The sequence below is a fragment of the Xanthomonas sp. WHRI 7064 genome, from assembly GCF_040202355.2.
GTDB lineage: Bacteria > Pseudomonadota > Gammaproteobacteria > Xanthomonadales > Xanthomonadaceae > Xanthomonas > Xanthomonas arboricola.
The window spans coordinates 1918399-1940203 of record NZ_CP167821.1 but is presented as its reverse complement, the minus strand read 5'-3'; the positions used below and the strand labels follow the sequence as shown (position 1 = coordinate 1940203).

Below are 21805 nucleotides of genomic sequence, written 5' to 3'. Positions count from 1 at the left end.
CACGTCATGCCCTGCCTGCACCACGCACACCGACCATCCCGACGGGTCCTTGCCCGCCTACCGTCGCCGGACCTTACGCGGCATGGATGCCGCGTAAGCGCCTACAAGGACGTACTTGCGGCGTGTCCCGCGAGGGTGGGCGGGCAAGGGCCCCGCAGCCAAGCCGCAGATCGCCCGCTCCACACCCGACGCATCCGCACCCCGTTCAATCACATCTCAGGACAACTGGGAGCTTGAGCTTCAGCGTGGTCTGGATGTTCCAAGCAGAGCTGGTTGAGGGCTAGACGCCCTCACCAACCTGGTCGCGTGCTGACGGGGGCCACGGCGCCGGCTACGCCCACCTGTGCGATGGAGAGCAGCGGTTTCGTCAGTCCATCAGTCGACGATGAACTCGGCGCGGCAGCCGTCGTTGACCCACACGCCGTCGCGGCTCCAGCCCCAGGTCTGGCCTTCCACGCATTCCTTCTTGGAGATCTGCCGGCCCACACGCACCTGGCGCTCCACCGAGATCCCGCAGGTGCGGCGCGCGCCCTTCTTCGATTCGCAGGTCACCATGCGTGGCATGGCCACGAAGCCGGAACCGTCCTCGGCAGCGACCTCGAATTCGCCATCGCAGCCGCGCGAGACCCAGATTTCGTTACGGCGCGCGCCCCAGCTGCGGCCTTCCTTGCACGGCCACACCGAGCGCTGGCGCAGCAGGCGCACCGGCGCACCACGCAGCACCACCGGACACACCACCTTGCCGCCGTTGGAATCGCAGCGCACCACGCGGCGCATCTGCGGAGCGCTCAGCGCCCGTGCGGTCGCAAACTCTGCACGGCAGCCCTGTTCGACCCATACGCCACCGCGTTCGATGTCCCACTCGCTGCCACGGATGCAACTGGTCTCGGACAGCTGGCGTACCAGCTGGACGCCGTGCTCGGTATCCATCGCACAATGCACGCGCGCCATGTCCTTGGACTCGCAACGGACGACGCCGGAGGCGCGATCCGCTGCACGCACATCGGCCAGCATCAGCAGCGGCAAGCACCACAAACCGCATAAGCTGATCAGCCACTTCATGCCGACAATCCTCACCCAAACACACTCTGCGCCGCGCCCCCGTGGACGCCACGATGAGAGCATCATCGATGTGAAGATAGCAATACGGTGGCGATGACAGCGGGATGGCAACCGGCGCGCGCCCGGTGCCGCGCAGACACTGGGTACCGCCGTGGGTCAGGCGCGGGCGAACGCGAAGGCCAGCACATCGGCAATCTGCGTGGTGCCGCGCATGGCCATCAACAGCCGGTCCACACCGACCGCCACCCCCGCGCAATCGGGCAGCTGCGACAGCACCGCCAGCAGCCGCTCATCCACTGGCAGCTGCGGCAATCCGCGCGCCGCACGCACCGCGTTGTCGCGCATGAAACGCGCCCGCTGCTCCTGCGCATCGTTGAGCTCGTGGTACCCGTTGGCAACCTCGTAGGCGCCCAGATACAGCTCGAAGCGCTCGGCCACCGGCGGCTCCCCGGGGCGGATGCGCGCCAACGCGCATTGGCTGGCAGGCCAGTCGTGCACCACGGTCAGCGTGTCGCTGGCAAAGCCAGGCTGGAGGCGGTGGGTCATCAGCAGATCCAGCCAGTCGTCGCGGGTCAGGCCATCCGGATCGATGGCGATGTCGTGCAGCGGTGCGCGCAGCGTTTCGATCGAATCGCGCAACGGGTCGATGCCCAGCGCCTGCACGAACAGCGCGCGATAGCTCAGCACCTGCACCTGCGCCTGGCGCCCGACCAGCGCAAGCGCGCGGCGCACCAACTCAACGGTCTCCTGCGCCAGGGCGCGATCGTCCCAGCCCACCCGGTACCACTCGAGCATGCTGAACTCGGGGTTGTGGCGGCCGCCGGCCTCGCCATTGCGGAACACCCGCCCCAGCTCGTAGCAGTCGCCCACCCCGGCCGCCAGCAGCCGCTTGAGCGGATATTCCGGCGAGGTGCGCAACCAGCGCACCGGCGCGCCGGCATCGACATGGCCGCTGAAGCGCGTGCTGAAACTGTCGATATTCGGCTCGGTATTGCCGGCCTCCGACAGCACCGGCGTCTCCACTTCCAGCACGCCGCGCTCGGCGAAGAAATCGCGGATCAGCGCGTTGAGCCGCGCGCGCAACCGCAACGCGTCCAGATCGACCTGCGTCGCGGTCATGGTTGCTGGCCGTGCTCGCCGAGGAAGGCCAGCAAGCGCGCCTCGTCCCAGATCTCCACGCCCAGCGACTGCGCCTTGTCCAGCTTGGACCCGGCTTCTTCGCCGGCCACCAGAAACGCGGTTTTCTTGGAGACGCTGCCGGCGACCTTGGCGCCCAGCGCTTCCAGCCGTTGCTTGGCCGCATCGCGGGTGAGCGCAGCCAGGGTCCCGGTGATCACCACGGTCTGGCCATCGAGCGGCCCGGCTTGCGGCGCGTCGGCGTTGGGCAGACGCGACAGCACCGTTTCCATCGCCTGCTGCGCAGCGCTTGCCAAGGCTGCATTTTCCGGCCGCTCCAACCATTGCAGCAGCGATGCCACCACCGGCGCGGGAACGCCGGCCTGCAACAAGACATCGGACCCGGCGCTGCGCAGCGCATCGAAGGAGGCCACCGCGGCAGCCAGCTGCTGCGCACGCACCGGCGTCACCTTGGGGATATCCATGTCCTGCAGCACGCTGGCAAAGCTCAGCGCCTCGCGCAGCTTGGGTGATGGCGGATGCGCATCGCCAATGCGCACGCCACGCTGCAGCAGGTCGTCGATGGCCTGCTGATTGCCGGGCTGGTCAAAGAAGTGCCCAAGCGAGCGCGCCACCTCGCCACCGATATCGGGCACGCGCTTGAACAGCGGCCACGGCAGATGGCGGATCAGCTCCAGATCACCGAACCACGCCGACAAGGCCTTGGCGGTGCTCTCGCCGACATGCTCGATGCCGAGCGCAAACAGGAAACGCTCCAGCGTGGTATCGCGCGATTGCTCGATCGCCTCGATCAGGTTTTCCGCCCACTTGGTGGCGATCTTCTTGCGGTTCCAGTCGAACGCCGGCAGCCCGGCGCGCAACAGATCGGCCTGCCAGGTGTGCGGCGCCTCGCGCTCGCCGGCCAGATCCACACCGATGCCGACCACGGTATTTTCCAGCTGGCCGTACGCACCGCTGGCCAGATGCTCGCGCGCCTCGCGCAGGAATGCGTGCGGGCTTTCGGCGGTGCTGATCATGCGCAATTGCAGCAGCTGGTCCACGTTGAGCAGATACAGATCGGCCACGCCCTGCACCACGCCGCTATCGACCAGCACCTCGATGAATTTTTCGCCCAGCCCATCGACATCCATCGCACGGCGCGAGACGAAATGCCGGAACGCTTCCTTGCGCTGTGCCGGGCAGGTCAGCTCGCCGGAGCAGCGCCACACCGCCTCGCCTTCCTCGCGCACGATTTCCGACCCGCAGACCGGGCAGTGCGTGGGCATCTGCCATGGCTGGGTGCCGGGCGGCCGTTGATCGGCAACCACGCCGGCCACTTCGGGAATCACATCGCCGGCACGCCGCACGATCACCGTATCGCCCACGCGCACATCCAGCCGCGCGATCTGGTCGGCGTTGTGCAGCGTGGCGTTGGTGACGACCACCCCGGCCACGTGCACCGGCTTGAGCCGCGCCACCGGCGTGGCCGCACCGGTACGGCCGATCTGGATCTCGATCGCCTCCACCGTGGTGGACTGCTCCTGTGCCGGGAACTTGTGCGCGATCGCCCAGCGTGGCGCACGCGAGACAAAGCCCATCTCGCGCTGCCCGGCCAGATCGTCGAGCTTGTAGACCACGCCATCGATATCGAAGGGCAAGCCGTCGCGCGCCTCACCGATGCGTTGGTAGTACGCCAACAGGCCGTCGCTACCCTGCACCACCTCGACCAGGGCGCTGACCGGGAAACCCCATGCGCGCAACTGCGCCAGGATCGCCGAATGCGTCTGCGGCAACGCACCTTCACTCACTTCGCCCACGCCATACGCAAAGAAACTCAACGGGCGCTGCGCCGTGATGCGCGCATCCAGCTGACGCAGCGAGCCTGCAGCGCCATTGCGCGGATTGGCCAGCACCTTGCCGCCCTGCAGGCGCGCCTGCGCGTTGTAGGCCTCGAAGGCGGCGCGCGGCATGTACACCTCGCCGCGCACCTCCAGTACCTGCGGCCAGCCTTCGCCACGCAGGCGCAGCGGAATCGCCTTGACAGTACGCAGATTGGCGCTGACATCCTCACCGGTGGCGCCGTCGCCGCGCGTTGCGCCCTGCACGAACTCGCCGTTTTCGTAGCGCAGGCTGATCGCCAGGCCATCGAGCTTGGGCTCGGCCGAGAACAGCGGCTGTTTCACCTCCAGCCGCTCGCTGATCCGCCGTACGAACTCGGTCACTTCCTCGTCGCTGAAGGCATTGCCCAACGACAGCATCGGCAGGGCATGGCGCACTTCGGCAAAGCGCGACGCGGCCAGGTGGCCGACGCGCTGGGTCGGCGAATCGGCGCTGGCCAGCTCCGGGTGCGCCGCCTCCAGGGCCTCAAGTTCACGCATCAGGCGGTCGTAGTCGACGTCGGCCATCTGCGGCTCGTCGAGCACGTGATAGCGGTAGTTGGCGTCCTCGATACGATGACGCAGGGCGTCGATGCGCTGAGCGGGATCCGGGCTGACAGTCATACGATCGCTGGGCTGGCTCTGGGCCGCCCATTCTAACGGGCCGTGCCGGTGTGCAAGTGCTGCCGGACCGCCGACCAAATCGCGCGACAGCGAGCCCGGCAGCGATTTCCCGATAGGCAGACAGGCACAAACCCGCTAGCGTGGCGCCCTCTTTGCCTGCTCGCCTGGAGCTCACCGTGCCGTTGCCCGTTTCGCGCCGTTCGTTTCTCAGCCTTGCCAGCGTTGGCGTGGCGATCTCCGCACTGGGACTGGCACCCGCGGCCGAGGCAGCCCGCAAGCGTGCGGCTGCGCCGGCCAAGCCGGGTATGGCGCCGGCAGCGGGCGCGGTGTTTCTCAATCTCAACGAACATCCGCTCGGCCCCTCGCCCGCCGCAGTGGACGCGGCAACGCGCTCGCTGGCACGTGCAGGCCGCTATCAGTTCGAGATGGAGCAGGACCTGCGCAACCTGATGACCGGCGAGCTGCAACTGCCCGGCGACCATCTGGCGTTCTTTCCCGGCTCCAGGGACGCGCTGCTGCGTGCCGGCAGCCTGTTCACCTCGGCACGTGCCGGGCTGGTGGTGGCCGACCCGAGCTTCGACCCGATCATCGACAGCGCCACCGCCCGCGGCGTGCCGGTGCGCAAGGTGCCGCTGCGGGCCGATGGCGCGCACGACGTCAAGGCGATGGCTAAGGCCGACCCGACCGCCGGCCTGATCTACCTGTGCAACCCCGGCAACGCCAGCGGCGCCATCACCCCGCGCGCCGATATCGAGTGGCTGCTGGCCAACAAGCCGGCCAGCGCGGTGCTGGTGGTCGACGAGGCGTATATCCACTACAGCAACGAGCCGTCCATGGCGGACCTGGTGCGTCAGCGCCAGGACCTGATCGTGCTGCGCAGCTTCTCCAAGCTCTACGGCATGGCCGGCCTGCGCCTGGGCGCCGCGCTGGCGCCGCCGGGGCTGCAGACCAAGCTCGCCAGCCTGGGCAGCAACCCGTTGTCGGTACCGGCAATGGCCGCCGGCATCGCCAGCCTGCGCGACCCGCAGCTGGTGCAGACCCGCCGCGCGGAGAACGCCCGCGTGCGCGACGACACCATCGCCTGGCTCAAGAGCAAGGGCTACACCTGCCTGCCCACGCAGGCCAATTGCTTCCTGCTCGACGTCAAGCGCGACGCCGGCGTGTTCGCCGACTCGATGCAGAAACAAAGCGTCATCGTTGGCCGCAGCTGGCCGATCTGGCCCAAGCGCGTGCGCGTGAGCGTCGGCACCGAGGCGGAGATGCTGCGCTTTCGCGAGGCGTTTACCAAGGCCAAGCGCTGATCGCCAAGCACAGAGTGGTCATCCCTTCTCCTCTCGGGAGAAGGTGCCCCGAAGCGGCGGATGAGGGTGCGCCTCGGAGATCTGCCAAGACCTGTAATGACAAGCGCGTCGCCACGCGCCGGCAGACCTGGATCACCGACTGCTCCACTGCTTCGCCTCCGTACCCCCAGCTCAACCCCCGCTCCGCGCACCGGCCCGCGCAAGCAGCGCGAGCGCTCCAAGGCACGCGCGCCGGTGGCGCGCGAGCGGTGCGTTCTCGCCCAGGAGAGAGGGGCTTTGATTTCCTATCGCGTGGGCGTTGGAAGAGGCGCGGCAGCATTCGGACGCAGCACGCGCCGGATCCACACGTAGCTGAGCGCAAACGTCAGCGCCATCGACACCGCAATCCACACCAGGAGCTGGCGCATCATCGGCGGGCCCTGAAAGATGCGCGCGTAGTAGCTTGCATCCAACAGCGCGATTGCATGCGGCAGGAAGACAGTGACGATGGGCGTTGGCACTGGCGCAACCAGCAGCGCCACTGCAGCGGCAAAGCCGATCGAGCTCCATTGCGCGCGATGTGGGCTTGTCGACGCGCCTTTGCGCAAACGCAGCGCAATCCGCGACACCATCCATAGCAGCGGTGCGGCCAGGATGGCCCACACCGCCAGCAACATCAGCACCGCCAGCGCGCCCTGCAAGCTCCACATCGTTCACCTCTACGCTAGGACGCGCCCTGCGGCAGGTCGCGACTCAGACCGCGTATGGACGACTCACGGTCGGGATGACTCGCGGTCAATGGCTCGCAATCACTGACTCAGCGACGCTCGATCACCAGCGGTGCGCAATCACCACCCACGCACATCACCAGCAGCGCGCACTTAAAAGCAATACGCACTCACCAGCGCGGCGACTTGGTCAGCGGCGGTGCCTGGTGCTGGCGATCGTAGGCGCGCAGTTCGTCGCGGATATGCGCCACGCGCTGGCGGCCCAGCGCATTGCGGCTGTCGTCCAGCACCACGCCGTCGAGCAGCTCGGCCATGCGCTGCACGGTCGGCAGCATCTTTTCCCAGGCATCCAGCGCGGTCATCGGTGCCGGCAAGGTGAGGAAGAACGCAATCGCCGGGGTCTGCATCTCGCGGATGTTGGCCATGTCGAAGCTGCCGGGCTTGAGGATGCTGGCCATGCTGAAGATCGGCCCGCGCTCCGGATGCCCTTCCACCAGACGGTGGAAGACATTCATGTGACCGAACACCAGCCCGGTCTTCTCGGCAGCGACCACCACGTCTTCGCCGCGCAGCACCTGGCCGGCCTTGGCGGCCACGAACAGCGAGACGATCTTGTCGAAATCCTGGTTGGGCCGCTTGCCGACATCGTTGCCGCCGGCCGCATCGGCATCGTCCAGGTTCAGTTCGCTTTGCTCGGCGCCTTCATTGCGCTCGAACGGGTCGCCGTCCACGCCAGGCTCGCTGGAGATCACCGGCTCGCGGCGCTCGCGCGGTTGCCCGTCGTCCTTGTCGACCCGGCGCCCTTGCGGCGATTTTTTCGGGCGACCAAACAGGAAGATGGCCGCGACCAGCAGCAGTCCAGCGATCAGGATCCCGATCCGGATCATGGCCATGTCGGACATTCAGCGTGCCTCCGCATAAGAGTGACAGGTGTCGATATTCCGACAAGCATGGCACGTCATGCCGCACCCGCCAAACGTGCGGCCTCTTCCAGGTCCACGCTGACCAGGCGACTGACGCCCGGCTCACGCATGGTCACGCCGGAGAGCTGGCGCGCAGCCTCCATCGTCGCCTTGTTGTGGCTGACGAACAGGAACTGCACCTTCTCGCTCATTTCCCGCACCATGTTGGCCAGGCGGCCAACATTGGCTTCGTCCAGCGGCGCGTCCACCTCGTCGAGCAGGCAGAACGGCGCGGGATTGAGCTGGAAGATCGCAAACACCAGCGCCACCGCGGTCATCGCCTTCTCGCCACCGGACAGCAGCGAGATGCTGGACACGCGCTTGCCCGGCGGGCGCGCCATGATGGTCACGCCGGTGTCGAGCAGGTCTTCGCCGGTGAGCTCCAGATACGCGTGGCCACCGCCGAACAGGCGCGGATACAGCGCCTGGACGCCGGAATTGACCCGGTCGAAGGTGTCCTTGAAGCGGCCGCGGGTCTCGCGGTCGATCTTGCGGATCGCCTCTTCCAGCGTCTCCAGTGCGGTGTTGAGATCCAGATTCTGCGCGTCCAGATATTCCGAACGCTGCGCCGCTTCGCCGTACTCCTGGATCGCGGCCAGGTTGACCGGTTCCAGCCGCCGCATGCGGCCGTCGATCTGGCCGACCGCCGCCTCCCACTCGGCCACGTTCGCGGCTTCCGGCAATCCATTGACGACGTCCTCGAGCACGAAGCCGGCTTTCACCACGGCGGCCTCCAATTGCTCTGCGCTGAGCACCAGCGCCTGCTGATCGAGCTTGCGCTGCGAGATGCGCTCGCGCTGGCCCAGTGCCTGTTCGTCGCGCTGCTGACGGGTTTGTTCGTAGCTGCGCAGTTCGCCATCGATGCTCTCCAGCATGGTGCGCGCTTCGCTCAGCACGCGCTCGGTGCGTACACGCTCGCTCAACGCGGCCTGGTGCTCGTGCTCCAGCGTTTCCACCGGCGAGTCGCCGTCGCTGAGCTGGGCGACCAGGTCCTCCAGGCGCGTATCGAGCTGGCCGCGCTGGCTGTCCATGCGTTCCAGCGTCTGGCTCAGCGAGGTGATCTGGGTACGTTGCGATTCCAGCGTCAGTGCCAATGCATGCATCGCATCGCGCACGCCACGTGCGGCATCGCGGGCCTGATCGCGTGCATCGGTGAGCTGACGGCGTTCGTTCTCCAGCGCCTCGCGGGTGCCTTGCAGGTCGCCCATCAGGGTCACCGCGTCTTCGAGCTTAGCGCGTGCCTCGCGTGCCTGCTCGCGGCTGGTGTCCAGCGTTTCCAGCAGCTGCGACAATTCGTTTTCGATGCGTTCGATGCGCGTGCGCGCGGCATCGACCTTGCCCTGCTGGCTCTGCAGCTGGCCGGCCAGCTCGGACACACTGCGGTGCGCCATGTACAACTGGCGCTGCGCATCTTCGCGTTGCTGCTCGGCCGCCAGCAATTGCTCGCGGAAGCTGCCCAGGCGCTGCTCGAGTTCGGCCTCGCGCTCCTGCAGCGTTTCGATCTGCGCACGCAGCTCCTGAATCTCGCGCTCGCGCAGCAAGGCGCCCTGCTTGGCGGCACCGGAGCGCGACACCCGCACCCAACCCTCGCCCAGCCGCTCGCCGCTGCGGGTGATGACCGAATCACCTTCGGGCAGGCTGCGCTGCAGCGTGCGCGCGGCCTTCAGATCCTCGGCCGCGTGCAGGCGCGCGAGCAGGCGACGGATCGCGATTGGCCCCTGCACCTTGGCCGCCAGCGAGGTCGGCGCGAAGCTCGCGTTGTCGCTGGCACCGGACACCAGCGCGATGCGGCCCTCGCCCAATTCGCCCAGCGCATCGACCAGTTGTTCCGGCGCATCCACCAGCACGCCTTCGATCAACTGCCCCAACGCGCCTTCCACCGCGTTTTCCCAACCGCTTTCGACCGTGATGCGCTCGCCGACACGTGCGGCAGAATCCAGCCCGCGCGACTTCAGCCACGCCACTGCGGCGCCCTGCTCCTGGCCGAGTGCGGCCTGCTGCAGGGTTTCCAGCGATGACAGCCGGCCACGCGCGGCCTGCGCCTGCTTGCGCACGTCGGCCAGTTCGCCCTGGCTGGCACGCTGTTGTTCCTGCAGCCCGCCGAGCGCGTGCTTGCGCGCTTCGACCTGCTCGGTCAGCCCGTCCAGCGAGGTCTTCTGGGTTTCGTGGCGCAGCTCGATCTGCTCGAACGCCTCGGCCAGCGCATCCAGGTCCAGCCCGGCGCGCTCGTTGACCAGCGCTTCGCGGCGGCGCTCGGCCTCCAGCGACTGGCGATCGAGATAATCGACGCGCGTGCGCTCCACTTCGCCGGCACGCGAGGCTTCGCCGGTGTCCCGGTTATGGGTTTCCCAACGCTGCTGCCAGTCGGCCAGACGCGCTTCGGCCTCGCGTAGCGACTCCTGGCGGAATTCGTGGTCTTCGCGCAGCTGTTCCAGTTGCGGTTCGGCAGCGTCCACCGCCTCGCGCAACACCGCCAGCCTGGCCGAATCGCCGCTGATGTGCTGGGTCAGCTCCTGCAACTGGCTCTGCGCCTCATCGCGCGCCTTGTGCAGGCGATGCGAGAGTTCGCGCTGATGCTGGATCTGCTGCTCGATGCGCGCCAGTGCGCCACCGACCTGATAGACATCGGCCTGCGCCTTGGCCACCGCTTCGGCGGCTTCCTCGCGACGCGCGCGCCCGGTTTCGATCCGCGCCTCGGCATCGCGCTGTTCGGCGATCAATTGCTGCAGCCGGGTCTCTTCCTGATTCAGTTTTTCGCGCAGCCCCTGCAGCCGGCCATCCAGGCCGCGGTATTCCAGCGCCTTCCACTCGGCGTCCTTGATCCGGCGCTCTTCCTGCAAGGCCTGATACTGCTCGGCCTGGCGCGCCTGGCGCTGCAGATGCGCCAGTTGCTTGGTGATCTCTTCGCGCAGGTCGCCCAGGCGATCGAGGTTCTCGCGGGTATGCCGGATGCGCGTTTCGGTTTCCTTGCGGCGCTCCTTGTACTTGGAAATGCCGGCGGCTTCTTCCAGATACACGCGCAGGTCTTCCGGGCGCGCCTCGATGATCTGGCTGATCATGCCCTGCTCGATGATCGAGTAGCTGCGCGGCCCCAGGCCGGTGCCCAGGAACAGGTCGGTGATGTCGCGGCGCCGGCACTTGGTGCCGTTGAGGTAGTAGGCGCTGTTGCCGTCGCGGCTGACCAGGCGCTTGACCGAGATCTCGTTGAACGAGGCGAACTCGCCGCTGATGGTGTGATCGGAGTTGTCGAAGATCAGCTCCACCGTCGCCTGCGACACCGGCTTGCGCGCCGAGGAGCCGGAGAAGATCACGTCGGTCAGCGAGTCGCCACGCAGGCGGCTGGCCGAACTTTCGCCCATCACCCAGCGCACCGCATCGATGATGTTGGACTTGCCGCAGCCGTTGGGACCGACGATGCCGGTCATGTTGGTGGGCAGGTGCAACGTGGTCGGGTCGACGAACGACTTGAAACCGGACAGTTTGATCGTGGACAGGCGCATGGGACTGAAGGTTCCGGGCACCGCACGGGCGAGGCCGGCAGGCGCTTTTTCCTGTGAAGCCGCCCCTAAGCCCTTGATCCACAAGATCTATGGGCCGTGGAACCGGCAATGGAGCATGAGTATAGCGGCCCTGGCATCGCTGGCGTGGCCGCAGAAAGACGAAGGGCGCCTAACCAGGCGCCCTTCGGGTACAGCATGCAGCGTGGATCAGGCGTCGGATTCGACGATGACCTTGACCGAGGTTTCCACATCGGCGTGCAGGTGCAGCACAACGTCGTACTCGCCGACATTGCGGAATGCGCCTTCGCCCAGGATCACTTCGCTCTTTTCCAGCGGCAGGCCGGCGGCGGTGAACGCCTCGGCGATGTCGCGCGGACCGACCGAGCCGTACAGCTTGCCTTCGGTCGACGCATGCGCGCCGATGGTGACGCTGGCGCCTTCGAACTTGCCGGCGCGGCTCTGTGCATCGGCCAGGATGGTGTTGGCCTTGGCTTCGTAATCGGCACGCTTGGCTTCAAACGCTTCGACGTTGGCAGCGGTGGCCGGAACGGCCTTGCCCTGCGGCACGAGGAAGTTGCGGCCGTAACCCGGCTTGACGCTGACCTTGTCGCCCAGGCCGCCGAGGTTGGTCACTTTCTGCAGAAGAATCAGATCCATGGTGGTGCTCCGTTATTCGTTAGCGCCGGCGCTTTGGCCGACGCAACGTTTGCTGTCCGAAAAGACGGGATTCGGGAATCGGGATTTGGGAATCGCAAGAGCACGATCAACACCGCATCTCGAATGACCGGCCTCTATATTTTAGTAACCCGCACATGGATGTGCGGGCTTTTGTGAGGGACTCACATACAACCGTGCGGGCTCTTGTGAGGAACTCACATCAACGACTCGGATTAAACGTCGTGATTGTCCGTGTACGGGATCAGCGCCAGGAAACGCGAGCGCTTGACAGCCGTGGCCAGCTGACGCTGGTACTTGGACTTGGTACCGGTCACGCGGCTCGGCACGATCTTGCCGTTCTCGGTGAGGTACTGACGCAGGGTGTTGAGATCCTTGTAATCGATCTCTTTCACGCCCTCGGCGGTGAACTTGCAGAACTTGCGACGACGGAAGAACTTGGACATGACAGCGCTCCTTAAGCGGCTTCGGCGTTGTCGCCGTCGGTATCGGTGGCGGCAGGTGCAGCATCGCCCTCATCGTCATCACGACGACGACGCTCGCTACGCTCGGGCTTGTCGCCCTTCTCGTCCTTGCTCTTCATGATCAGCGACTGCTCGGTGTCCGGGCCGTCGCGCTTGACGACCAGGTGACGCAGCACCGCATCGTTGAAGCGGAAGCTTTCCACCAGCTCGCTCAGCACGGCCTGGTCGACTTCGATGTTGAGCAGCACGTAGTGCGCCTTCACCAGGTTCTGGATCGGGTAGGCCAGCTGGCGGCGGCCCCAGTCTTCCAGACGGTGGATGGTGCCGTTACCGCCCTCGATCAGCGACTTGTAGCGCTCGATCATGGCCGGGACCTGCTCGCTCTGATCCGGGTGGACCAGGAACACGACTTCGTAATGACGACTCATGTTGTATTACCTTTCGGATGTGGCCACGTGGGCCGGACAGCTCCCCGGTGACCCGCGCAAGGCGGCCGGTGGAGCAAGGATTCCCACCCGGAACCGGGCAGGAAGCAGGAAAGTATGGCAGTTCAAGCGCTTAGCCGCAACTGGGCCGAGCCAGCGGCTGAGCCTAGGAACGTAACATCTACGTGGTGACTGCTTAAGCCCCTCTCCCGCCGGGGCGATAAGGCACCGCTTGCGCGCCACTGGCGCGCGTGCCTTGGAACGCCCGCGCCGCAAGCGCGGGCCGGGGCGCGGGGGTTGGGGTGAGGGTCCGCGGCGAAGCCACTGGTGACGCCTAACCGCGCGAGGCTTCGCCCGTCCCCTCATCCGCCCTCCGGGCACCTTCTCCCGGTGGGAGAAGGGATAATGCGCGCCGGCCGGCTCAGCGATGCTCGGCTTCGGTCGTAAAGCTCTCCCCGCAGCCGCACTCGGCAGTCGCGTTGGGATTGCGGAAGGTGAAGGTCTCACTCAGGCCGTGCTTGCCGAAATCGATGCAGGTGCCATCGACCAGCGGTAGGCTGACCGGGTCGACGAAGATGCGCACGCCCTCCTGCTCGAACACCGCGTCGTCGTCGCGTTTCTCGCGCGCCAGGTCGGTGACATGGCCCCAGCCCGAGCAACCGGTCTTGGTCACGCCAAAGCGCAGACCCAGCGTCCCCGGGGTCTGCTGCACGAAACGCTGCACGCGCTCCAGCGCGGCGGGGGTGAGGCTGATGGCCATGGGGGTGCTCCGGAAACGATGGTGGCAAGTATAGCGAGGCTGCAATCACCGGGGCTGCACCCGCTGCGACGCCGTGTTCCTTAGATGGGGCCATGTCCGGCCTTGGACAAGCGCAACCACCCGCAAGCGGTTCAGATGCTCGCGCCAGCGCGCCCGCAGCCAGTAAACTCGCAGACCATTCAAAGTCGCTACGGCGAGGACAAGTCATGACGGTGGTCAGCGTTGAACATGCGCTTGCGGGAAAGCTCCCGGAAGGCGGCGAAGTCACGGTACGGGGGTGGGTGCGCACGCTGCGCGGATCTGCCGGACTGGCCTTCATCAACGTGACCGATGGCTCGTGCTTCGCTCCGATCCAGGTGGTGGCCAACGACACCCTGCCCAACTTCGACGAGATCAAGCGCCTGACCAGCGGTTGCTCGCTGATCGCCAAGGGCGTGCTGGTGAAGTCGCAGGGCAAGGGTCAGTCGTTCGAGATCCAGGCCAGCGGCGTGGAGATCGTCGGCTGGGTCGAAGACCCGCTGACCTACCCGATCCAGCCCAAGCCGATGTCGCCGGAGTTCCTGCGCGAAGTGGCGCACCTGCGCCCGCGCACCAACCTGTTCGGCGCGGTCACCCGCATCCGCAACTGCCTGGCGCAGGCGGTGCACCGCTTCTTCCACCAGAACGGCTTCAACTGGATCAGCACCCCGATCATCACCACCTCCGACGCCGAAGGCGCCGGGCAGATGTTCCGCGTCTCCACGCTGGACATGGTCAACCTGCCGCGCGATGCCAGCGGCGCGGTGGATTTCAGCCGCGACTTCTTCGGCAAGGAAACCTTCCTGACCGTGTCCGGCCAGCTCAACGTGGAGGCCTACTGCCTGGCGCTGAGCAAGGTCTACACCTTCGGCCCGACCTTCCGCGCCGAGAACAGCCACACCACGCGCCATCTGGCCGAATTCTGGATGATCGAGCCGGAAATCGCCTTTGCCGATCTGGCCGAAGACGCGCGCCTGGCCGAGCAGTTCCTCAAGTACCTGTTCCGTGCGGTGCTCGATGAGCGTGGCGACGATCTGGCATTCCTGGCCGAGCGCGTGGACAAGAACGCGATCGCCAAACTCGAGGCCTTCATCAATGCCCCGTTCGAGCAGATCGACTACACCGAGGCGGTGAAGCTGCTGCAGAACTCGGGTAAGAAGTTCGACTTCCCGGTCGAATGGGGCCTGGACCTGCAGACCGAGCACGAGCGCTGGCTGACCGAAGAACACATCGGCCGCCCGGTGGTGGTAACCAACTACCCCGAGCACATCAAGGCCTTCTACATGCGCCTGAACGACGACGGCAAGACCGTCGCGGCGATGGACGTGCTGGCGCCGGGCATCGGCGAGATCATCGGCGGCAGCCAGCGCGAAGAGCGCCTGGATGTGCTGGATGCACGCATGGCGCAGTTCGGCCTGGACCAGGAGCACTACAGCTGGTACCGCGATTTCCGCCGCTACGGCTCGGTGCCGCATGCCGGCTTCGGCTTGGGGTTCGAGCGCCTGGTGGTCTACGTGTGCGGGCTGAGCAACATCCGCGACGCCATCCCCTACCCGCGCGCGCCGGGCAGCGCCGAGTTCTGATGTGAGCCTGCTGGCCGCCGCCACGCTGCAGTTGCTGGCCTTCGCGGCGGCGTTGCTGGGCGCCGGCATCGCCGGGGTGCGCGGCGTCCGGCTGGCGCAGCTGGCAGCCGCACATCCAGGTGCCAGCGCATGGTGGCAGGGTGATACGGCACGCAGGGCGATCATCCACGCCGTGCGTCCGTTATGGTGGACCATCACTGCGCTGGTGATCGGCGCAGCACTTCCCCAACTCGCACTGATGCTGGCGGGCACATGACCCTGTTCTTCGCATTGTGTTTTGTCGGTGTGGCGGTTGCCGGCCTCACCGCCTTGCTGATCTTCTGGCCGCTGACGCTGGTGCACCTGCGCGACCGTCATCCAGAGGCGCTGGCCAGCTTCGGCGAGCCGGCCTTCATCAGTCCTGCGGCGCTGCGCTGGTTGCTGGCGCGGCGCTACCGCAGCCATCGCGACAGTGCGCTGTCCGGCCTGGCCACGCCGGCTTGGCTGTCGCTGCTGACCATCTTCTTCGGCCTGGGCATGGCAGCCCTGCTCGGCCTGCTTTCCAAGGTAATGCCATGAATACACCGCAAGACACCGCACATGACGACCACGATTCGTGGTGGCTGGCCACGATCGGCCGCACGCTGATCTGGGCACGCCTGCGCGTCAAGCAGGCCGGTACCGCCGAAGTCCTGGACAGCGACGGCAAGATCCTGCCCTACGACAGCGAGGACAGCGCCCGCGCGGCCTTGTTCGATGCCGAATTCGTCGCACTCGACGGGCTGGACGAAGAAGACGCGCTGATGCGTGGTTTCTCGCTCAACGAAGTGTCGCCGCCGCGTGGCAACGACGATGCCGACCTGCGCGAACGCATGGTGCTGACCCTGGGCGGTCGCGCCTGACATGTACGCCCCGCGCGCATTCGCGCAGACCGATCTGGCACTGCTGGACTGGCTGATCGCGCGCGACCCGTTCGTTACCCTGATCAGCCAGGGCGAGGACGGACAGCCGGCGATCTCGCATCTGCCGGTGCTGTACCGACGCGATGCGCAATCCGTGGTCATCGAAGGCCACTGGGCGCGCCCCAATCCGCAGGCACGCAGCCCCGGCGACGCGGTACTGGTGGTGCAGGGCCCGCATGCCTATGTGTCGCCGAGCTCGTATCCGGACAAGGAAGCGGCCGCACGCGTGCCGACCTGGAACTACGCCGTGGCGCATCTGCATGGACGCTGCGAGCAGGTGAGCGATGAGGCGGCGCTGGGCGAGCTGATCGGCCGCATGAGCACCCACTTCGAACAAAGTGTCGGCAGTGACTGGCTGTTCGAGATGGAACGCGACAGCCACCGCCGCCAGTTACGCGGCCTGGTTGGCTTCCGCTTCGTTCCCAGCCGCATCGAGCTGACCTTCAAGCTCAGCCAGAACCACCCCGCCGCCAATCAGCGCAGCATCAGCCAGTTCCTGGCGCAGCAACCCGACCAAGCCTCGAACGCGATCGCAGCGTTGATGCAGGCGGCAATGAATGCCGATACGACGCGCTGAGACGGCCTCAGTTGCGCATTGGAAAGACGGATCACCACAGGATTGGGACGCGTCGGCCACATTGTCGGCCGACGCCGGCGTGCCTGGCACCCTATTTCCCCGAAGGCTAGTGCAACTCAGCCGGCCTGGCGCGATCGCTGCGGCACAAGCGCCTCCGAGGGATCGCTGCCACAGCCGGATGCAGGATCAAGCGGAGAAAGTCCTTGCGCGATTGCATAACGGGTGAGCTGGGCAATGCTTTGAATATTGAGTTTCAACATGCAGTTTTCGCGATGCGTGCCCACCGTTTTCACGCTCAAGTGCAAGCGCGTGGCGATCTGCCTGGTCGACAGGCCTTCGGAGTAGAGCTGCACGATTTCGCGCTCACGTGAGGTCAGCCGGGTATACGCAGAATCGTCTTTGGCGGCTCGACGTAGTCCTGCGATCAACGAACGCGACATCTGCGGACTGATATAGATCTGATCCTGACCAACGAGTTGAATCGCACGCAGCAACTCGGCGAAGGTACTGGTTCGCGCCAGATAGGCTTTTGCGCCAGCTTCGAAGACCGCGCTGGCACGCATGCAGGCATCGGACGGAGCAATGCAGATTGCCCGGCTGCCGGGACTGCGTTGAATCAAACGTCGCGTCAGATCGATGCCATTGAGGCCAGGGAGCAGGACATCCACCAGGACGATATCCGGCTGCTCTCTGGCAGCGATCTGCAGACACGCCAGTCCGTCTTCGGCATGCCCCACCACTTCGAAACCCGGAACCTTTTGCAGCAAAGCGACCATGCCTTCCACGAGGATGGTGCGATCAGCAGCGACGACGATACGTGTCTTCATCATTCCCTCGGTTACACGAATGGGGACCGCGATGTGCAGCGGCATTCAAGCGGCGCGCTGCAGCGAATCGACAGATGCTCGGCAGGAGCACTTGAGCGAGCTTGTCATACGCTCATCTCGGCACCATCGGTTCTGGACTGATTTGGCGACCGTCGAATGCTGGTTTGCACAACGGTGTAGATGTCGGTGCGACGCAATGACGGGTAGGTTTGCCTGGGGTGTGTTACGCACGTTGCACCGGAGCCGAAGCGGACTGTGCCGCTCCGGACCAACACGCACCGCCACCTGATGCTCGGCACGCTGTGCCAGACATCGTTTCTGCATGAGACTGCCGATAAAAAACGAACGCGGTTCTAGCTGCAGCTCAACCGCGAAAGATTACGAGTCGCCGGACATCATCTGCCTGGCAAGGCCGGTCAGTTGCTGACGCACCTGATCCAGACGCGGGTCCGCTTCCAACTCGCGCTGCAGGTCCAGCAGACCTGCGGCAAGTTCGCCACGCGCGCGGATACCTTCGGACTCGACCGATGCGCGCTGAGACTGGATCGCTGCAGCGGCGTGTTGGCTGGAATCGCCGCGTACGACCGTTTCCATGACATCGACCATGCGTTGCAGCAGGCGATAGACGGCACTTGCCGAAAATCCACCCATCATCGCCAATGCGGGTTTTCCGAACGCGCCCAGGCTACTTTCGGCGAACAGATCCTCCGGCAGCAACTCCACCAAGATCAGACCGGCGATGAGGCCCAGAATCATGCGCGCGGCATAGGAAGAATCGAATCGCGGATCGTACGTCGCGTCGGCGACGTAACGATGGGCCTGGAACAGGGCGGAAAACGCTGCGCCAAGCCCGGCACAGGCCAGGATGAACATCACATTCCAGCCCAGCGTGCTGCCTGAGGAGTCGAGAAATCCCAGCGCGATGTTCTGCTCGTTGACAAGGCTGGACATCGCCAGCCCGACCACTGAGGCAAGGCAGCCGACCGAGCTTAAGGTCAAGGTGCGGATCAGCGGAATTGGACCGAGCCAGCGCAAAAATCCACCGCGTAAGCGCTCCCGCTCGATCAGCACCACCGCTTGCGGCGTTGCGGGTTGGATCGCGCGAACCAGCTGCCGGTGCAGAGCGGCCAATTCGCGCGCGCCAGCTTCGCCATGCAGGGAGGTGCCAGGCGTCACCCGTAGTTCCGCCAACCGGCCAGACAGATCGGGGGACATCGCCAACCCCTGCTTTAGCGCATACGACACCATGGCCCGACATTCGAGCTCCAGCTGTTCAAGCACGCTGGAGAAGACCGGCCCGGTGAATCCTGCCGACGAGACGGACTGGGCCACCGCGCGTCGCCGCAGGCCGACGCGCATCCTGTTTCGCTTCCACATAAGTGATTCCCAACATGCAGGCGCGCATCTAGCCCGACCTCAGGGCATCCGTTCGAACAGCGTCGTATCGCGCTGACCTTTCACAACAAGAGCAAGCTCTGCGCTGCCATCGTCGCGGATCCGCAGGCTGGCTTGGCCATCGCTGAGCTGGCGGCAATAGCCTCTATCGTTGGCGCCGATCCAGGCATTCAACGCGCCTGCCGCACGCCCGGCATAGCGCAATTCCACCTGGCAGTCGCGGGGGGCGCCATAGCGCAGGCGACCCAGCACGTCTCCCGGGCGGACTGTGGTCGCCACAATCTCCAACTGGGCGGAAATCAGGCCCGCCCCGCGCCAGCGCCCAGCTTCGGCCAAACCTGCGCTGCTCTGATCCAAGGCAACGACCAACGGCGAATCGCGGCCGGGCAGCGTCAGTTGCATGCCGGACGTCACCCCCTCCGTCACCTCAAGCTGGGCGCGGCCACCGGCGAGCGCATCGCAAAACCTGCCGCCATTGCGAGACAGCAGCGCGTAACCGTCCGGCTGCCCTCGTAGCTCCAGCGCACAATTGAAAGGAGGTCCAAACCGCACGTCCGCCGTTTGGGTGCCGTCGGCTCCCACCGCGCGCCCGCTCAGGCGGACATACACCGGGCCAGCACCGCCGCTGGCGGACAGGATTCCGCGCCAGTCACCCGTCGGAATGCTACCAGCCGGAGCGGCCTGTACTGCAGTCAACGAAAGACCCAAGGCCAGTGCTGAGGTGATGCGGAGAACGTGACGTCGATGATGAGGTTGGGTAGACATGAGAAAGCTCCGATAAGAAGTTGGACAGGATGGAAAGATCGATCAAGCTGCTGCTCAGCACACCGGCTGCAGTAACTACCAGAACTGCAACCAAGCAGATGATGAAGATGGACAGCCGCCGGCACCGAGACCGCCGGCAGAGATCCGCATGCAGGGCCGCCACATCGGTTCCCAGCCGCTCGGCGAGCGCGCGGGCATCGGCCTCTGACAGCAGCAACCTCACGGCACCGCTCCGGGACCGGAAGATGGCACGTCCACGAACGGATGAAGCGTCCATTCCTTCAGCGCGATGCCGTCGAACCAAAGCACGCCACGCGGACGCTCGCTGCCTTGATAGCCGATTTTCAGCGCGTGGCTTGGCGTACGGCTGCGTGGCGGCGCGATACGCAGCGCCAGTCCGGGAGCGCCGTCGCTCTGCGTGACCGGCTCTATTTGCACGTGCAGCGTCAACGAAAACTCGCTGATTTGCGATAGCCGCAGCGCACGCAATTGGCAGACCGGAATGGACAGCAGGGTCTCCATTTCGCCCTGGGCCGTTCCGTCATCATGCATGCAGCGAACCTGCATGTCGCAGGCGGCCACCGCAGCATCCACCAGTGCGGCGTGGCGCTGGCGGCATCGCTGTTGTGCTTGTCGGACGGCCTGGTCGAGCAGCTCCACGAAGACGTCCAGGGAATAGCTCGCGTGTGCCATCTACGACTCCGTCAGCCAGATCGGCTTGCGCTTGAACCCAACGTGGTAGCACAACCATTGCAGCACCACCTGATGCTCGCCCAGCTGCACAATGGTGAAGCTCTTCTCGATCCCGAGAATCGTTCCCCTGGGCGCTTCGCTGAGGCAGCGATTGAGCAGATGCTGCGCGGCCTCGATCTGCTCAGCGGTCTGCATCTTTGCCGGGTTGTCGCTGCCGACGACGATGCGCTTGATGTAGCTCACTTCTGACAAATCGATCATCGGCAACGACTCGGGTGATAGAAAGGTGCAGGACTCAACAGAGACGCTTACGGCACCGGCACAGGCGCAGTGACTTTACGTGGCGCTGCGGCGGTCTGCAGGATGTCGAGCACGCGCGACAGCCCTTCGGGGGTACCGCGATCTTCGGCATGCAATGCGACGTGATACTTGGCCGAGTTATCGGAAGAGCGCGTGTTTTCCTTGTGGCTGGACACCGACCCCTGCACGTTGACCTTGGCCTTGAACACGCCCCAGCCGACGCTTGCCTCCAAATCCACCTTGAGGCTCTTGTCTTCGGCTTCCTTTTCCGAAAACGAGGATTTGACTTCCATGTCGAAAGTCACGTCCACGGTCTGAATGCTCAAATTGGGAACGTTGACCAAGGTCAGCAGCGGCACGACGATCTCGACTTCCTCCTCGGCCATCCCGGTACCGCTGGGGTCTTCGACCGGGCGTTTGAACTTGAACTGCGCGGTCCGCGTACCGCCGTTTCCGTTGGGATCGGCAGCAGGGTCGGTCGGCGGCAGAAAACCGATGACCTTGATGAAGTCGGCGGTTGCGCGGGCCAGCATGACCTGCGCATCGCAGGCTGCACGCAACGGGGCGCCGATCAGGTCCGCCATCGGCAGGCCCTTGAACTGGTCGGACATATTGACAATATCGCTCATGGTGTTCTCCTGAAGAGTGGTTGTTTAAAAAAAATCGATGACGGCGGGGATCAATCGCCCTTGACCGTCTTGAACACGCCTTGCGACTGCGCAAGGCGATTGATGAGACGTGCCACGCCTTCGGTCGGCTCGCTGCCTTCCACGCGTAACACGACATGCACCGCACTGTGCCGCGCACTTTTTGCATTGGAGCCGAGGTCGATGCCGATCTGGCCGGGCAGCGCTGGCGGCTTGGGATGCCAGTCATCGACGGCGGCGGGAACCGCCAGCGACGCCGGCAACGCGGCTTCGTCCAGTTCGCTAAGCTCGCCGAGTTGTGCATCGAAGCTGATCTCTACGTCCTTGATGCGCAGGACGTTGGACGACACCAGCGGCAACAGCGGTGCGCGATACAGGTCTTCGTCGTTCTCGCCCGCTTCCGGGTGCTGCGACGGCAAGCGGATCAGGACGCTTCTGGGACGGTTGTCCTCGTCAAAGAACGCGCCCAGGTTAGCCATCTGGTGCTGTTCGATCCGGTCCTGGGCGTCGATAACTGCCCCGGCCAGCGCTTCGATCAGATCATTGAGGGAGATTTGCGCCATGTTGGGCTCGTTGGTCGGAGATG

Annotated in this window: 23 protein-coding genes; 6 read left to right on the top strand and 17 right to left on the bottom strand. The window is 65.4% G+C overall.

Annotated features, from left to right (window positions below; all coding sequences use genetic code 11):
- Positions 1-375 precede the first annotated feature (375 nt).
- The 3 genes from ABQY74_RS08440 to ligA all read right to left on the bottom strand — a co-directional run bounded on the left by ABQY74_RS08440 (position 376) and on the right by ligA (position 4679).
- Positions 376-1062, bottom strand: coding sequence for a DUF3011 domain-containing protein (locus ABQY74_RS08440; RefSeq protein WP_349793670.1), 687 nt, complete (start codon positions 1060-1062; stop codon positions 376-378).
- A gap of 156 nt (positions 1063-1218) precedes the next feature.
- Complete coding sequence (gene epmA, locus ABQY74_RS08435; protein WP_104589118.1) at positions 1219-2181, bottom strand: EF-P lysine aminoacylase EpmA; 963 nt, start codon at positions 2179-2181, stop codon at positions 1219-1221.
- Positions 2178-4679 carry an NAD-dependent DNA ligase LigA gene (gene ligA, locus ABQY74_RS08430; RefSeq protein WP_349793673.1) on the bottom strand — a complete coding sequence of 834 codons (2502 nt, stop codon included), beginning with the start codon at positions 4677-4679 and terminating at the stop codon, positions 2178-2180. The genes epmA and ligA overlap by 4 nt, the downstream gene beginning before the upstream one ends.
- 176 nt (positions 4680-4855) lie before the next feature.
- Between ligA and ABQY74_RS08425 the strand changes: the two genes are divergently transcribed.
- The gene (locus tag ABQY74_RS08425) at positions 4856-5980 is read left to right on the top strand and encodes a pyridoxal phosphate-dependent aminotransferase (protein WP_349793675.1); all 1125 of its coding nucleotides are present in this window, start codon (positions 4856-4858) and stop codon (positions 5978-5980) included.
- A 284-nt stretch (positions 5981-6264) separates the two neighbouring features.
- On the opposite strand, the gene ABQY74_RS08420 is transcribed toward ABQY74_RS08425, so the two are convergent.
- The 7 genes from ABQY74_RS08420 to ABQY74_RS08390 all read right to left on the bottom strand — a co-directional run bounded on the left by ABQY74_RS08420 (position 6265) and on the right by ABQY74_RS08390 (position 13473).
- Positions 6265-6669, bottom strand: a complete 405-nt coding sequence (locus tag ABQY74_RS08420) for a hypothetical protein (RefSeq protein WP_349793677.1) — start codon at positions 6667-6669, stop codon at positions 6265-6267.
- Between the two features lie 188 nt (positions 6670-6857).
- Complete coding sequence (gene zipA / locus ABQY74_RS08415; protein WP_024939850.1) at positions 6858-7589, bottom strand: cell division protein ZipA; 732 nt, start codon at positions 7587-7589, stop codon at positions 6858-6860.
- 56 nt (positions 7590-7645) lie between these two features.
- The gene (gene smc / locus ABQY74_RS08410; RefSeq protein WP_349793679.1) at positions 7646-11149 is read right to left on the bottom strand and encodes a chromosome segregation protein SMC; all 3504 of its coding nucleotides are present in this window, start codon (positions 11147-11149) and stop codon (positions 7646-7648) included.
- Positions 11150-11356: 207 nt separating this feature from the next.
- Positions 11357-11806: a 50S ribosomal protein L9 gene (gene rplI, locus ABQY74_RS08405; protein ID WP_016904199.1), complete on the bottom strand. Its 450-nt coding sequence runs from the start codon at positions 11804-11806 to the stop codon at positions 11357-11359.
- Positions 11807-12039: 233 nt separating this feature from the next.
- Positions 12040-12270 carry a 30S ribosomal protein S18 gene (gene rpsR / locus ABQY74_RS08400; protein WP_005991243.1) on the bottom strand — a complete coding sequence of 77 codons (231 nt, stop codon included), beginning with the start codon at positions 12268-12270 and terminating at the stop codon, positions 12040-12042.
- A gap of 11 nt (positions 12271-12281) precedes the next feature.
- Positions 12282-12716, bottom strand: a complete 435-nt coding sequence (gene rpsF / locus ABQY74_RS08395; protein WP_006451585.1) for a 30S ribosomal protein S6 — start codon at positions 12714-12716, stop codon at positions 12282-12284.
- A gap of 418 nt (positions 12717-13134) precedes the next feature.
- Complete coding sequence (locus tag ABQY74_RS08390; protein ID WP_016904198.1) at positions 13135-13473, bottom strand: iron-sulfur cluster assembly accessory protein; 339 nt, start codon at positions 13471-13473, stop codon at positions 13135-13137.
- Positions 13474-13679: 206 nt separating this feature from the next.
- On the opposite strand from ABQY74_RS08390, the gene asnS reads away from it, so the two are divergent.
- Genes asnS through ABQY74_RS08365 form a run of 5 tightly spaced genes read left to right on the top strand, consistent with a single transcriptional unit; the run spans position 13680 to position 16592 of the window.
- A complete protein-coding gene (asnS, locus tag ABQY74_RS08385) occupies positions 13680-15074 on the top strand; it encodes an asparagine--tRNA ligase (protein WP_039511777.1) in 1395 nt (464 codons plus the stop codon).
- Position 15075: 1 nt separating this feature from the next.
- A complete protein-coding gene (locus tag ABQY74_RS08380; RefSeq protein ID WP_024939853.1) occupies positions 15076-15330 on the top strand; it encodes a hypothetical protein in 255 nt (84 codons plus the stop codon).
- Entirely contained in the window at positions 15327-15632 is a 306-nt protein-coding gene (locus ABQY74_RS08375) for a hypothetical protein (RefSeq protein ID WP_047125582.1), read from the top strand. Before ABQY74_RS08380 ends, ABQY74_RS08375 begins: the two co-directional genes overlap by 4 nt.
- Entirely contained in the window at positions 15629-15955 is a 327-nt protein-coding gene (locus tag ABQY74_RS08370; RefSeq protein WP_104554870.1) for a hypothetical protein, read from the top strand. The genes ABQY74_RS08375 and ABQY74_RS08370 overlap by 4 nt, the downstream gene beginning before the upstream one ends.
- Position 15956: 1 nt before the next feature.
- Entirely contained in the window at positions 15957-16592 is a 636-nt protein-coding gene (locus ABQY74_RS08365; protein WP_349793682.1) for an FMN-binding negative transcriptional regulator, read from the top strand.
- 116 nt (positions 16593-16708) lie between these two features.
- On the opposite strand, the gene ABQY74_RS08360 is transcribed toward ABQY74_RS08365, so the two are convergent.
- The 7 genes from ABQY74_RS08360 to ABQY74_RS08330 form a co-directional block, all read right to left on the bottom strand.
- Positions 16709-17422: a response regulator transcription factor gene (locus ABQY74_RS08360; RefSeq protein ID WP_102584329.1), complete on the bottom strand. Its 714-nt coding sequence runs from the start codon at positions 17420-17422 to the stop codon at positions 16709-16711.
- A gap of 375 nt (positions 17423-17797) precedes the next feature.
- On the bottom strand, positions 17798-18667 hold the full coding sequence (locus ABQY74_RS08355; protein ID WP_349793830.1) for a hypothetical protein: 870 nt from the start codon (positions 18665-18667) through the stop codon (positions 17798-17800).
- Between the two features lie 168 nt (positions 18668-18835).
- Entirely contained in the window at positions 18836-19579 is a 744-nt protein-coding gene (locus tag ABQY74_RS08350) for a hypothetical protein (RefSeq protein ID WP_349793684.1), read from the bottom strand.
- A 219-nt stretch (positions 19580-19798) separates the two neighbouring features.
- The gene (locus tag ABQY74_RS08345) at positions 19799-20272 is read right to left on the bottom strand and encodes a hypothetical protein (protein ID WP_349793686.1); all 474 of its coding nucleotides are present in this window, start codon (positions 20270-20272) and stop codon (positions 19799-19801) included.
- Positions 20273-20533, bottom strand: coding sequence for a hypothetical protein (locus tag ABQY74_RS08340; protein ID WP_104570512.1), 261 nt, complete (start codon positions 20531-20533; stop codon positions 20273-20275).
- Between the two features lie 47 nt (positions 20534-20580).
- Complete coding sequence (locus tag ABQY74_RS08335; RefSeq protein WP_039511773.1) at positions 20581-21201, bottom strand: DUF2589 domain-containing protein; 621 nt, start codon at positions 21199-21201, stop codon at positions 20581-20583.
- 50 nt (positions 21202-21251) lie between these two features.
- Positions 21252-21782, bottom strand: a complete 531-nt coding sequence (locus ABQY74_RS08330; protein ID WP_039520615.1) for a DUF2589 domain-containing protein — start codon at positions 21780-21782, stop codon at positions 21252-21254.
- Positions 21783-21805: the final 23 nt, after the last annotated feature.